The 13,320-nt window shown below is 65.3% G+C and carries 12 protein-coding genes; 7 read left to right on the forward strand and 5 right to left on the reverse strand.

The window, feature by feature from the left end:
* Nucleotides 1–2 precede the first annotated feature (2 nt).
* Both ACP15I_RS02395 and ACP15I_RS02400 read right to left on the reverse strand, forming a co-directional pair.
* Complete coding sequence (locus ACP15I_RS02395) at nt 3–518, reverse strand: DUF1178 family protein (protein ID WP_424973750.1); 516 nt, start codon at nt 516–518, stop codon at nt 3–5.
* 202 nt (nt 519–720) lie between these two features.
* On the reverse strand, nt 721–1,137 hold the full coding sequence (locus ACP15I_RS02400; protein WP_424973751.1) for an NUDIX hydrolase: 417 nt from the start codon (nt 1,135–1,137) through the stop codon (nt 721–723).
* A gap of 237 nt (nt 1,138–1,374) precedes the next feature.
* On the opposite strand from ACP15I_RS02400, the gene ACP15I_RS02405 reads away from it, so the two are divergent.
* From ACP15I_RS02405 to pqqB, 4 genes are all read left to right on the forward strand, one after another.
* On the forward strand, nt 1,375–1,968 hold the full coding sequence (locus ACP15I_RS02405) for a glutathione peroxidase (protein WP_424973752.1): 594 nt from the start codon (nt 1,375–1,377) through the stop codon (nt 1,966–1,968).
* On the forward strand, nt 1,965–3,113 hold the full coding sequence (locus ACP15I_RS02410) for an acetoin utilization protein AcuC (protein WP_424973753.1): 1,149 nt from the start codon (nt 1,965–1,967) through the stop codon (nt 3,111–3,113). The genes ACP15I_RS02405 and ACP15I_RS02410 overlap by 4 nt, the downstream gene beginning before the upstream one ends.
* Before the next feature lie 85 nt (nt 3,114–3,198).
* Nucleotides 3,199–3,303: a pyrroloquinoline quinone precursor peptide PqqA gene (gene pqqA / locus ACP15I_RS02415; protein WP_424964553.1), complete on the forward strand. Its 105-nt coding sequence runs from the start codon at nt 3,199–3,201 to the stop codon at nt 3,301–3,303.
* Nucleotides 3,304–3,325: 22 nt separating this feature from the next.
* The gene (gene pqqB, locus ACP15I_RS02420; protein WP_424973754.1) at nt 3,326–4,222 is read left to right on the forward strand and encodes a pyrroloquinoline quinone biosynthesis protein PqqB; all 897 of its coding nucleotides are present in this window, start codon (nt 3,326–3,328) and stop codon (nt 4,220–4,222) included.
* A gap of 21 nt (nt 4,223–4,243) precedes the next feature.
* On the opposite strand, the gene ACP15I_RS02425 is transcribed toward pqqB, so the two are convergent.
* Nucleotides 4,244–5,182, reverse strand: a complete 939-nt coding sequence (locus ACP15I_RS02425) for a LysR family transcriptional regulator (RefSeq protein WP_424974106.1) — start codon at nt 5,180–5,182, stop codon at nt 4,244–4,246.
* 53 nt (nt 5,183–5,235) lie between these two features.
* On the opposite strand from ACP15I_RS02425, the gene ACP15I_RS02430 reads away from it, so the two are divergent.
* The 3 genes from ACP15I_RS02430 (at nt 5,236) to ACP15I_RS02440 (ending at nt 10,667) form a co-directional block, all read left to right on the forward strand.
* Nucleotides 5,236–6,219 carry an aldo/keto reductase gene (locus ACP15I_RS02430; protein WP_424973755.1) on the forward strand — a complete coding sequence of 328 codons (984 nt, stop codon included), beginning with the start codon at nt 5,236–5,238 and terminating at the stop codon, nt 6,217–6,219.
* Nucleotides 6,216–6,602, forward strand: a complete 387-nt coding sequence (locus ACP15I_RS02435) for a carboxymuconolactone decarboxylase family protein (RefSeq protein WP_424973756.1) — start codon at nt 6,216–6,218, stop codon at nt 6,600–6,602. Before ACP15I_RS02430 ends, ACP15I_RS02435 begins: the two co-directional genes overlap by 4 nt.
* 414 nt (nt 6,603–7,016) lie before the next feature.
* Nucleotides 7,017–10,667 (forward strand): Ig-like domain-containing protein, encoded by a 3,651-nt coding sequence (locus ACP15I_RS02440; RefSeq protein WP_424973757.1) that lies wholly within the window; start codon nt 7,017–7,019, stop codon nt 10,665–10,667.
* A 165-nt stretch (nt 10,668–10,832) separates the two neighbouring features.
* Here ACP15I_RS02440 and ACP15I_RS02445 read toward each other — a convergent pair whose 3' ends face one another.
* Entirely contained in the window at nt 10,833–11,417 is a 585-nt protein-coding gene (locus ACP15I_RS02445; protein ID WP_424964546.1) for a cupin domain-containing protein, read from the reverse strand.
* A 4-nt stretch (nt 11,418–11,421) separates the two neighbouring features.
* Complete coding sequence (locus ACP15I_RS02450; protein WP_424973758.1) at nt 11,422–13,320, reverse strand: TRAP transporter permease; 1,899 nt, start codon at nt 13,318–13,320, stop codon at nt 11,422–11,424.

Below are 13,320 nucleotides of genomic sequence, written 5' to 3' on the forward strand. Positions count from 1 at the left end.
GGTCAGTTCGACTTTGTCCGGTTCGAGAAGGGCAGGGGCAGGATCGGTACCCCCTCTTCGGCGAGGGCTTTGGCCTCTTCGGCGGAGGCCTCGCCATGGATCGCGCGTTCGGGCGCATCCCCAACAAACATCGAGCGCGCCTCGGAGGCAAATTCCGTACCCACATAATCCGAGGACGCTTCCACCTCGTCGCGCAGGCGGGCGATGGCCTTGGCGAGCGCCGTGTCCGGGGTGCTGAGAGAGGGATGCTCGGGCGTTGTGTCTGTGCCGGGCTTCGTGACGGCGCCGCCGGACTGGGGTGCTGGGCTCTCCATCGGCATGTCGTCCGGGGCGGGCAGGGCGGCGCGATCGCGAGCCGGACGCACCTGCGGTGCCATCAGGGTCTTGTCCACCTCGGTCGACCCACAGATCGCACAGCTCGCCAGGCCCGCGGCGCGCAATCGGTCATATCCTTCGGCTGAGGGAAACCAGCTTTCGAAGACGTGGTCATTCTCGCATTTCAGCGTGTAGCGGATCATGAAGTCAGGGCCTACAGGACGGATGTCAGTCGTACAATTCTGCAACTCTATGCGTTAAGGTCCCCATAGCAAAGCAGGATTCTCTATTCGGGTTTTTGACGCGGCGTCCCGCCCATTTCCGGGGGGGAGGGCGACAGATCCAGCAAAGCAGCGCACGCGGATGCGTGGGGCACTGCCCGGTCGGGGCGTCGCGCGCGGCAGATCAATCGCGCAGATGGGTCGGGTCGAAATCGCGGATCATGTGGCGCAGCTCGGGCTCATCCACCCGCGCGGCGGCCTTTTTGCGCGAGAACCACTTGCGCTTGCGCTCGCCCTTTTCCGGGAAATCCTCGATCAGTTTGCGCACCTTGACCGGGAAGACCGCGACCACGATGGGCAACCGATCCTGGCGGTCCAGCACCTTGAGATAGGAGTAGATCCCCAGGCAGTTGAGCGAGATCCGCCCCTCGACCCCGGCCTCTTCCCAGGCTTCGCGCGCGGCACTCTCCGGGGCGGTCAGGCCATCCTCGGGCCATCCCTTGGGAATGATCCAGCGCCCGGTTTCCCGGCTGGTAATCAGCAAAATCTCGGGTTTTCCCCGCACGACGCGATAGGGCAGCGCCGCGAACTGTGTGCGCACATCTCGTTTTCCGAGCCCGTTGAGTTGCAACGGGTGTTGGTTTTTTCGAACCGCAACAACCATTTATGTCTCACTTGCCTCTCACTGCTCGCATCACCCGCGTGCGATCCACGCATGTTATACCCCCAGTATAACCCCTCATGGGGTATTTCACCACAGTCCTTTTCCCGACAGCGTAACGGCTTTGTGAAATTCGATTTGAAAAACCGGGTGTTCTGGCTATTTCGCGCAGGAGGAATGGGTGGTGGCCACCTGCCGGAAACGAGGGAATTGACCATGGTGAATGCGACGGTGCGATACGGTATCTTCGGAGCGGTGCTGAGCCTGTGTCTGGGGCTGGGGTGCGCTCTGGCCTCCCCCCCGCCCGAAGATGCGGGGCGGTTCATGTCCATCGATGGCGGGCCGCTCGATCTAAGCACTTGGCGCGGGCGTCCGGTTCTGGTGGTCAACACCGCCTCCCATTGCGGGTTCACCGACCAGTACGAGGGGTTGCAGGCGCTGCAGGACCGCTACGGCGCAGAGCAACTGGTCGTACTGACCGTGCCTTCGGACAGCTTCAATCAGGAGCTCGACAGCGCCGCCGAAGTCGCCGAGTTCTGCGAGATCAATTACGGGCTCGACCTGCCCATGACCGATATCACCCCGGTGCGCGGACCTGATGCCCATCCGTTCTACAGCTGGCTGCAGCAGAGCGAGGGGGTCGCGCCGCGCTGGAACTTCACCAAGGTGCTTCTGGATGGCGAGGGGGGCTATGTCGCCCATTGGGGCTCGACCACCCGCCCGCTCGCCCCGCGGATCACCCGGGAAATCGATGCGCTGCTGACCCGGTGACGACCCTCCGGAGCTTGCCTGCGCCGGTCTTCATTGGCGCAGAGATCTATCGCAATTCGACCTATGGCGGCTGGCACCCGCTGCGGATCCCGCGGGTCTCGACCGCGATGGACCTGTCCAAAGCGCTGGGCTGGCTGCCGCGGTCGCAGTTCCGTGTCTCGCCCCGGGCCAAGCCCGCGGCGCTGCATCTCTGGCATGATCCGGCCTATGTGGCCGCTCTGGTGGCGGCCGAGGCGGCCGGGGATGTGAGCTCGGAGATCCGCAGTCGCCACAATCTGGGCACCCCGTCAAATCCTGTCTTTCCAGAGGTTTATCGCCGTCCGGCCACGGCGGCCGGCGGGTCCATGCTTGCCGCCGCGATCCTCGGGGCAGGACCGGGCGTGGTCTATCACCCGGCGGGCGGGACCCATCATGGCCTGCCGGATCGGGCCAACGGGTTTTGCTATCTCAACGACCCGGTGCTTGCGATCCTGTCCCTGCGCCGGGCAGGGCTGCGGCGCATCGCCTATGTGGATATCGACGCCCATCATTGTGACGGGGTGGCCGTGGCCTTTCGCGGCGATCCCGAGACGCTGATGCTCTCGGTCCATGAGGAAAAGCGCTGGCCCTTCACCGGCGGGCTCGACGAGACCGAGGCGGGGGCGGCAGTGAACCTGCCCGTGCCGCGCGGCCTCAATGACAGCGAGATGACGGTGATCCTCGAGGATCTCATCCTGCCCGTGGTGGCACGGTTCGCGCCCGAGGCGATCGTGCTGCAATGCGGGGCCGATGCGGTGGACGAGGATCCGCTGTCTCGTCTTGCGCTGTCGAACAATGCCCATTGGGACGTGGTCGGCGCGTTGGCCGGATTGACTGAGCGCTACCTCGTGCTGGGCGGGGGCGGGTACAATCCCTGGACGGTCGGGCGGCTCTGGGCCGGGGTCTGGGCGACCCTGAACGGGCATGAGATCCCCGATCATCTGCCCGCCGAGGCACAAGCGGTGCAGCGCGGGCTCAGCTGGGCCGGGACCAAGATGTCCCGGGTGCCCGCCGAGACCCTGTTCACCACCCTGCGCGACGCGCCACGCCCCGGTCCGGTGCGCGCCGAGATCACCGAACGGGTCGCCCTTCTGCGCGCCCGGCGACTGCGCCCGCAGGCGGTCTGACCGCTCCGCGACCATGGTCCTATGTACGCATGGGGGTGTTTTGCGGAAGGTATGTCGCGAACATGAAGGCCCTGGAGGACACATTATGGCTTGGACGAAACCCACATTGCGCGAGATCGAATGCGGCATGGAAATCAACATGTACGGCCCGGACAATGATCGTGACGACGAAGGCCGCGATCTGTTCTGAGTAATGGACTGCGAGCTCGGACATGACGTTCCGCGCGAAGATCTTGGGGGCGGCTGCCGGCGGCGGCCTCCCCCAGTGGAATTGCGGGTGTGAGAATTGCAACCTCGCCCGTGCAGGCGACATCCCCTCTCAGACACAATCCTCGATTGCCGTCAGCGCGACCGGTCGCGACTGGGCGATCCTGAACGCATCCCCTGATATCCGCACGCAACTGGCGACCACGCCGGAGCTGCATCCCACCGACCTGCGCGCGCTGCCTCTGCGCTCGGTGCTGGTGACCAATGGCGATATCGACCATGTGGCGGGCCTGCTCACCCTGCGGGAGCAGCAGCCCTTCGACCTTTTTGCGAGCGCCGAGATCCATGGCGTGCTCGATGACAACCCGATCTTCTCGGCGGTGAACCCTGCCGTGGTGCCGCGCCGCGTGATCCGGCTGGGCGAGACCTTCGCGCTGGTCGAGGGGATCGAAGCGACGGTCTTTGCGGTGCCGGGCAAGGTGCCGCTCTATCTCGAGGGCGAGGAAGTCGCCACCGACCTGGAGGGCGAACAGACCGTGGGCGTGCATCTGCGCTGCGGTGCGCAATCGGTATTCTACATCCCCGGCTGCGCCCTGATCCGTCCGGACCTCGCCGACCGGCTGCGCGGGGCGGATATCGTCTTTTTCGATGGAACCCTGTGGCGCGATGACGAGATGCTCCTGCAGGGGCTCAGCCAGAAGACCGGACAGCGAATGGGGCATATGTCCATGGCCGGGACCGAAGGGTCGATGGCGGCCTTTGCCGGGCTCGGGGTGAAGACCAAGGTCTATGTCCACATGAACAACTCGAACCCGGTCCTGCGCCCGGACAGCGCCGAACGCGCCGCGGCCAAGGCCGCAGGCTGGACCGTGGCTGCCGATGGGATGGAGTTCCGGCTCTAGCCCTCGGGCGATGGGGCGGGATCACCCGCTCAGATCGCCGCGACGATCCTCGACCAGAGCGCGCAGAAAATCCGCCACGGCCCGGACCCGGCGCGTTTGCAGCAGGTCGGAATGGGTCACCAGCCAGATCGTCTGGTCCAGACCGAGATCCCCGTCGAGACAGACGAGCCCCCGGGGGCGGGCGAGGAAATGCGGCAGGATGGCGAGACCGAGCCCGGTTGCGCAGGCCGTCAGTTGCGTGGCAAGCGACGTGGTCGCGAGGGCCGGGGCCCGTCCCTTCAACACCCGCTCGACCCATTGCGCGGCGGGCAGATGGGCATAGGCATCCGTCCAGCCGATCAACGCGTCCTGATCGAACCGGCTGGCATCGGCGGGGGCGGGGCGCGTCGCCATATACGCCGGTGCGCCATAAAGCCCGAAGCCCAGACGCCCGAGCCGCTGCAACGAGACATTGCCGCGATCCGGTTTCACCATGCGCAGGGCGATATCCGCATCGCGCCGATGCAGGTTCACCGTGGCCACATCGGTCACGATCTCCAGCGACAGGAGCGGGTAGTCCGCCCGCAAGCGCCCCAGCGCCGGCAGGATGAGCCCGGTCGCGAGGTTCTCTGCCGTGGCCAGCCGCACCACGCCCGAGACCGCGGTGTCCCGCCCGAGACCGGAGGTCAGCGCGAGGGCGCTCGCCTCCATCTCTTCGGCACGGGGGATCAGGGCCGCGCCATCCTCGGTCAGCCGATACCCCGACTGGTGCCGGGCAAAGAGAGGGTGCCCCACCGCCGCCTCCAGCCGTTCGATCCGACGCGAGACAGTGGCGATGCCAACCTCCATCTGTTGGACCGCGCCGCTCAGCGTGCCGGCGCGCGCCACGGCGAGAAAGGCGCGGATGTCGTCCCAGACCAGATCCTCTGTGCCGTGTTTTCCGATTTTGGAAACTCCCTTGCCGGTTTCGTCGATATGTATCGCATTCCGGAAATGCCATCTCTCAACCGGGACGGCAAGAGAAGGAGACCACCATGAAGAGACGCACACTCGGACACGGGTTTGACGTATCGGCCATCGGCCTCGGTTGCATGGGCATGAGCGAATTCTATGGCCCGCGCGACGATGCCCGGGCCCTGCGGGTGCTGCATGAGGCCGTCGCGCTGGGGATCGACTTTTTCGACACGGCGGACATGTACGGCCCGCACCACAACGAGGAGCTGTTGGGCAGATTCCTCGCCCAAACCCAGAGCCGCCCGAAGATCGCGACCAAGTTCGGCATCGTCCGGCGGCCCGGGGAATATCGCCGAAGCCTCGACAACCATCCGGATTATGCCCGCGCCGCCTGCGAAGGCTCGCTCAGGCGGCTCGGCATCGAGCGGATCGATCTCTATTACGTGCACCGGGTCGACCGTAGCCAGCCGATCGAAGAGACCATGGGCGGCCTCGCCCGGCTGGTCGAGGAGGGGAAGATCGACCGGATCGGGCTCTGCGAAGTGAGCCCCGATACTCTGCGCCGGGCCCATGCGGTGCATCCGGTCACGGCGGTGCAGACCGAGTACTCGCTTTGGTCCCGGGGGCCCGAGGCGGAGGTGCTGCCCACCTGCCGGGAGCTGGGGATCGGGTTTGTGCCCTATTCGCCGCTGGGGCGCGGCTTCCTGACCGGGCGGTTCCAGAGCGATGCAGAGTTTGCGGACGGGGATTTCCGCAGCGCGCTGCCGCGGTTTCAGAGTGACGCGGTGCGCACGAACAAGCGCATTGCGGACCTTGTCGGCCAGATGGCCAGCCGGATCGGGTGCAGCCCGGCGCAGCTGTCGCTGGCCTGGCTTTTGGCGCAAGGGGAGGATCTCGTGCCCATCCCGGGAACCAGAACGCTGGATTACCTGCGCGACAACGCAGCCGCCGGGGCGATCACTCTGGACCCGGCCGATCTCGCGGCGCTGGAAACCGGCCTCGCCGCTCTGCCCATCATGGGCGCGCGCTATACCGACGAAGGCATGAAAGGCGTCGACGCATGAGCCGCGAGGCTGCGCCTTTGCCGCGGGCGATGGACGTGCTGGGCCAACTGGACGCCACCGCGCCCGAGGCCGTGCGGGCTCGGTTGGAGGCTCTGGCGCCCGAGGCCGCCGAGATCATCATGGGCTACGCCTTCACCGATGTGCTCGGTCGCGCGGGGCTGGACCTGCGGACCCGCGAGATGCTGACCGTGGCGATGCTGTCTGCCATGGGCACCGCTCCGGATCAGCTGGCGTTTCATATGCGCGCGGCCCGCGCGACCGGCGTGCGCCGGGACGAGATCGTTGAAATCGTGTTGCAGGTCTCGGTCTATGCCGGAGTGCCCGCCGCGATGAATGCGGTGACGGCGGCGCTCGCGGCCTTCGACGATCCGGGCGAGAGCTAGAGGTCCCTCTTCCCGCCCCGGTGGGCCGCTGGATCGCGGCCCGCTGCACCGCTTCTGCCCCCCTGATGCGGGGGGCAGTCACGCAGGCCAAAACCCTGCGAAAGGCCCTCGGTTCCGCGCCGCAATGCAGGTTCGACGCGCTGCGTCAAGGACCCGAAATGCATCAAACCAGCAGGTTAACGCCACGGATTTGGCGAAGCTTTGCCCAAAAAAAGTCCCAACCTCCACAGAGATGATTAAGCGAATACAGTGCCCCTCCATACCGGGTTCTGGATGCGTCAGGATGGGGTTTGTCCGTCACACCCCAGCATTCGAGCTCACGCGAAACACCAGGCACTCGACTGAAAAGAGGCGTTGATGTCCTATACCGATCCGAGACAAAACTCTGAAAATTTTGATGCAAATTCAGAGGATTTGTCCACGCATCTCTCCACCTGCACCTGTCCCGCCTGTATGGCGGAGGATCGGTTTCAGGACGATCTGGAACGCGCGGGCAATCCCACGGATGGCACCACCGGCTCGGCCGGAGAGACCGCGACGCTGCAGGAAATGGCGGACTTTCTCGAGGTTGGCTATTGGGGCAACGGGACAGGTCTTCGCCACAATGTTGGCACAACTGGTCCCGATGCCAATAACGGGGTGCTCTATTACAACGTGACCGGCTACGGCCCGCTGACCTATGGCGGCGGGAGCGATGCGGACGGTGTCTCGGAGGAGCGCGCAGAGCTGATCCGCGATGTCTTCGACGTTTACGAACAGGTGCTGGGCATCCAGTTCATCGAAACCACGAGCACCGATGACAGCGTCGTCGATTTCTTCTTCTCGGACAATCAGAGCGGTGCCTTTGCGGGCTCCACCCGCTTTAGCGACGGCACAATCTATTACTCCTATATCAACATCGCCGAGAGCTGGTCCGGCGGCACCTCGACCTATGACGACTACACGCTGCAGACGATCTTTCACGAGGTCGGCCACGCGCTCGGCCTCGGGCACCAGGGCCCCTATAACGGCAGCGCGAATTACAGCGACGACGCGATCTTCGAGCTTGATAGCTGGCAAGCCTCGATGATGTCCTACTTTTCGCAGACCGAGAACTCGGCGGTTTCGGCCAATGGCGAGTTCCTGCAGACCCCCATGGCGGTGGACTGGCTCGCGCTGGACAGCATCTATGGCGCGCAGGGCTACGGGGTGTCGAACGCCTTCACCGGCGACACGGTCTACGGGTTCAACACCAATATCTCGGCCAGCGAGAGCCGGATCTGGAATGACTATGCCAGCTATGCCAACCGCACGGCCTCGACGATCATAGATGCGGGCGGGATCGATACGCTGGATTTCAGTGGCTACAGCGCCAACCAGAAGATCGACCTGACGGTCCAGACCGCGGACCAGACCTATCAGAACAGCTCGGATATCGGTGGCCGCACCGGCAACCTGACCCTCGCGATCGGCACGGTGATCGAGAACGCGATCGGGGGCGCGGGCAATGACCGCTTCATCGGCAATGACGCCGACAATGTGTTCGAAGGGGGCGCGGGCGACGATAGCTTCATCGGTCAGCTCGGCAATGACGTCTTCCACGGCGATGCCGGCTTTGACACGGTGATCTACAATTTCGGGTTCAGCTTCTATAGCTTCTCGCTGATCGAGGACGCGATCCAGGTGATCGGCGAGGGGATCGATTTTGTCTATGACACGATCGAAAGCTTTGAATTCGTGGATATCACCTACAGTTTCTCGGACATCTTCGATCTGTTCGGCAATCAGGCCCCCATGCCCGCGGATGACAGCGCGACCGTGGACGAAGACGCGCCGCTCATCCTTGCGGTGCTGGGCAATGACGTGGATCCCGAAGGGGATGCCCTGACCATCACCGAGATCAATGGCGCGGCCATCGCCACCGGCGAGAGCGTTGATCTGGCCTCCGGCGCGTCGGTAACGCTGAATGCGGACGGCACGCTGAGCTATGCCCAGAACGGCGCCTTTGATGCCCTGAACACCGGCGAGACCGGGAGCGAGAGCTTCACCTACACGGTCTCCGACGGCAATGGCGGCGCGGCCAGCGCGACCGTGGATATCACGATCGAAGGGGCGGATGACGACCTGCCGGATGGCCCCATCGGTCAAAGCGGCACCGTCGCGGTGGCGCAGAGCGGCTCGGGCCAGTGGCACAGCGTGACCTTCGACACGGCGATCAGCAATGCGGTTGTCGTCATGGGACCGCTCTCGGCCAATGACGCCGAGGCCGCGACCACCCGGGTGCGCAATGTGACCGAGACCGGGTTCGAGTTCCAGATCGACGAGTGGAACTACCTCGACGGTGTGCACGGCGCGGAAACCGTCAGCTGGCTGGCCGTGTCCGAGGGCACCCATACCCTGAGCAATGGCAAGACCCTCGTGGCGGGCACGCAGAGTGTTGGTACGGGCTTTGCCTCCGTGTCTTTCGGGGCGACCCTGGACACATCGGTCGTGCTGGCGGAGGTTACCAGCGTCAACGAAGCGGATGCGGTGACCAGCCGGATCCGGAATGTGGACGAGACGGGTTTCCAGGTGCAGATCGAAGAGGAAGAGGCGCTCGGCTCCCATGGGAGCGAAACCCTCTCCTGGATCGCGGTGGAAACCGGGGTCGGGGCAGGGCTCGACGTGGTGCGCACCGCCGATCAGCTGGACCACCAGATCGACAGTTTCCAGTTCAGCGCAAGCTTCAGCGATGCGCCGGTGCTTCTGGCCGATATGCAATCGGTGGATGGGGGCGATACCGCAACCCTGCGCTTGGCCGGGCTCGACGCGGAGGGCGTCTCGCTCTTTGTCGAGGAGGAGCAATCGGGGGATGCGGAGGTCCGCCACACCACCGAAACCGCAGGCTATGTGGCGCTGGAGGGGGGGCTGCTCTATGCGGCACCCAGCGACAACACTGCGCCTGTGGCGGTGGACGACACGGCCCGCGTGGCCGAGGATGCGCCGCTGGTCCTGACGGTGCTGGCAAATGACGGTGATGCGGATCTCGACGGTCTCACCATCACCGAAATCGAGGGCCAGTCGATCGGGGTCGATGGCTCGGTCGCCCTCGCCTCGGGCGCGACCGTGACCCTGAATGCCGATGGCACCCTGAGCTACGTGCAGAACGGCGCATTTGATGTGCTCAATTCCGGCCAAACCGGCGCAGAAAGCTTCACTTACACGGTCACGGATGGCCGGGGTGGGGTGGCCTCCGCAAAGGTGGACATCACCATCGACGGGTCGGGCGGCACGGGCGAGGATGGCCTGATCGGGCAGAGCGGGACGGTCACCGTCGCGCAATCGGGATCCGAGCAATGGCACAGCGTGACCTTCGATGCCGAGATCGCCGACGCGGTCGTGGTCATGGGGCCGGTCTCTTTCAACGGGGGGGACCCGGCGGTGACGCGGGTGCGCAATGTCACGGAAACGGGGTTCGAGTTCCAGATCGACGAATGGAACTATCTCGACGAGACCCATACGACCGAGTCGGTCAGCTGGCTCGCGGTCTCCGAGGGCACCCATACCCTGTCCACCGGGCAGACCATCGTGGCCGGGTCGCAAAATGTCGGGACGAATTTCACCGATGTGAGCTTTGGCACCGGGCTGGGCGAGGCCGTGGTGCTGGCCGAGGTGACCAGCGTCAACGAGGACGATCCCGTCACCACCCGCATCCGCAACGTGGACGGGTCCGGCTTCGAAGTGCAGATCGAAGAAGAGGAGGCGCTCGGCCCCCATGTGCCGGAAACCGTGTCGTGGATTGCCATCGAAACCGGCACTGCCAGCGGGCTCGACGTGCTCCGCACTCCGGATCAGCTGGACGAGACTGTCGACACCTTCGCGTTCAACACAAGCTTTGACGCGGCCCCCGTTCTGCTGGCGGATATGCAGACCACCGATGGCGGGGACACGGCTGCCTTGCGGATGACCGCGCTGGATGGCGACAGCGTGTCCCTCTTCGTCGAAGAGGAGCGGTCCGCCAATTCCGAGGTCGGACATACGGATGAGATCGCGGGCATCGTGGCGCTTGAGGCCGGGCTGATCTACGAGGATGCCTTCCTCGCATAGGGCGGCTGCGCCAGATGCGGCGCAACCATTCGGGATCCCTGGTGTCGCTTGGCCCGAGCCGCATGGCCCGGGCGCATCTTCCGACCCGCGCCATGGTGCCGGACCAGCCCCTCGGAAGGGTCCGGTTTCGCCCTCTGAGTTCTCCGCATGCGGGGAGGGGCCCTACTAGCCGCGCGCCGGTTTGCCCTTGGCTTGTGCGGCGGGCGCATCGCGCTGGGTCACCCCATCGATCAGGACAAAGGCGATCACACAGGGCTCCGTCCCGCGGTTGGACCAGGCGTGGTTGTTGCCGCGCTGGATCAGGACATCCCCGGCCTTGAGCAGGAGGTCGTCCTCCTCCTCATCCATCATCATCCAGATCTCGCCGGACAGAACGATGGCGTAGTCGAGACTGTCGGTGCGGTGCATGAAGGGATGCCGTGAATCCTCTACGATATTCGCGCTGGCCCCCATCTCGCCAAAGGCGGATTTGCCGTCGAGCGTGGCCAGCACCTCGGGATCCTCGGGCAGGAACTCCACGCAGCGAAAGGTGGATCCCATCGGGGGCGGGTGCAGGACGAAATCCCCAGTGCAGGTCTCGGTCGGGCCGTCATATTCTGCCGGGCTGCCGCGCTCGATCCAGAAATTCGTCAACCGCACGCCGGGCCGGTTCGGGCGCTCCAGGTACTGGGTCGCGGTCTCGTCGCTGACCACCACTGCCTTGCCGGTGGCATCATGACCGGTGACCACCCGGCGGAACTCTCGTGCCATGGTTCTAGATCCTTTGAACATGTGAAGGGGCGCGGCGATCCAGAACGATCACCGCAGCGATCAGGCACAGGCCGAGCGCGGCTGTGGCCCAGCCCTGAAACAGCAGGCAGCCGCCTGCGAGCCCGGCCAGAAGGCGCGGCACCGGCCCGAGGGGCCGGGACAGGCAACCGATCACGGCCACCGCCACCGCGCCGATCCCGGCAAATCCGGTGACGATCGCGGCGAGATTGTCGACCAGCCCGCCCTGCAGGGTCAGCGCGGGCGCAAAGACGAAGGCGAAGGGCAGCACGAAGCTGGTGATCGCATAGGCCGCCGCCGTCCAGCCGACCTTGTTGATATCGGCACCCGCAATCCCCCCCGCCACATAGGCGGCCAGCGCCACGGGCGGTGTGATCGTCGAGATGCAGCCGTAGTAGAAGACGAAGAAATGCGCCGTCAGCACGGGCACGCCGAGCTTGACCAGTGCCGGGGCCACGACCGTCGCAAGGATCAGGTAGGCCGCCGTGGTGGGCAGCCCCATGCCGAGGATGATCGAGGTGATCATGGTGAACACCAGGGCGAGAAAGAGCCAGCCGTTCGAGCCGGTCTCGATCAGCAGCGCGATTTTCGATCCCAGCCCGGTGATCCCCAGGGTCCCGGCGATGATCCCCGCCGCCGCGCAGGCCGCCGAGATCGTGATCACCCCTTTCGCGCCCTCCGAGATGCCCCCGGCAATGCGCGCGACAAAGTCCGCATCGAGCCGCCGCCGCACAAGGATGTCCCCGATCAGCAATGCGCCCATGGCCCAAAGCGATGCCTTGAAGGGCGTATAGCCCCAGAGCATCAGCGCGATCAGCGTGCCGAAAGCCGCCATGAAGGGCAGCCCGTCCCAGAGCACGCGGCCAAGGCTGCGCCCGTCGCCGGTGCCCTCGCTCGACGGGGCCAACCCGGATTTCACGGCCTGCAGGTGCACGATGAAGAAGGCAGAGGTGAAAAACAGCAGCGCGGGCAGGATCGCCACCGCCATGATCGACGTGTAGGGCACGCCCACGATCTCGGCCATGATGAAGGCCGCTGCCCCCATCACGGGGGGCATCAGCTGCCCGCCGGTGGAGGCGACCGCCTCGACTGCCCCGGCCTGATGGGGTTTGTAGCCTTCGCGCTTCATGATCGGGATCGTGACGACCCCGGTCACCGCCACATTGCCTGCCGCCGAGCCCGAGACCATCCCGATCAGTGTCGAGAAGAGGACCGCGGATTTCGCCGAGGCCGCGCGCAGCCCCCGGGTCAGGCGCATCGAGATCTCGAAGAAGAAATCACCCGCCCCGAACCGCGAGAGCAGCGCGCCGAAGATCGTGAACACGATGATATAGGTCGCCGCCACCCCGACCGGAATGCCGTAGATCCCCGCCGTATCCGTGGTCAGGAAGATCACCATCCGTTCGAGCGAATAGCCGCGCCCGTTCAGCACACCGGGCAGGTAGGGGCTGAGAAAGGCGTAGGAGAAGAAGGCCAGGGCGATCCCCGCAAGGATCAGTCCGATCCCCCGCCGCGCGGCCTCGAACACCACGATCAGCAGGACGAGCCCGGCCCAGAAATCCCCCGGCTCGGTCAGCCCGCCGCTGAAGGCAATCGCCTTCCAGCGGGTCAGCATCCACCAGGAGGCCGCGAGAGTGGCAGCGATCAGCACCCCCGAGAGCACCGTGTTCCAGCGCGTCCCTGCCAGACGCGCGGTCATAGGTTTGGTGGCAAAGAGCAGCGAGAAGGCGAGCGCCACATGAATGATGCGCATCGGCAGGGTCGAGAGGGAGATCAGTCCCGCCACCACCGCCAGATGAAAGACACCGAGCCCGAACGCCGCGACCAGCAACACGCTGTTCCCGGTCAGCGCGCCTTTCCAGCCCGGTGCATGCGCCTGCGTCAC

Origin of the sequence: Dinoroseobacter sp. S124A, assembly GCF_049801015.1 — a bacterium.
GTDB lineage: Bacteria > Pseudomonadota > Alphaproteobacteria > Rhodobacterales > Rhodobacteraceae > Dinoroseobacter.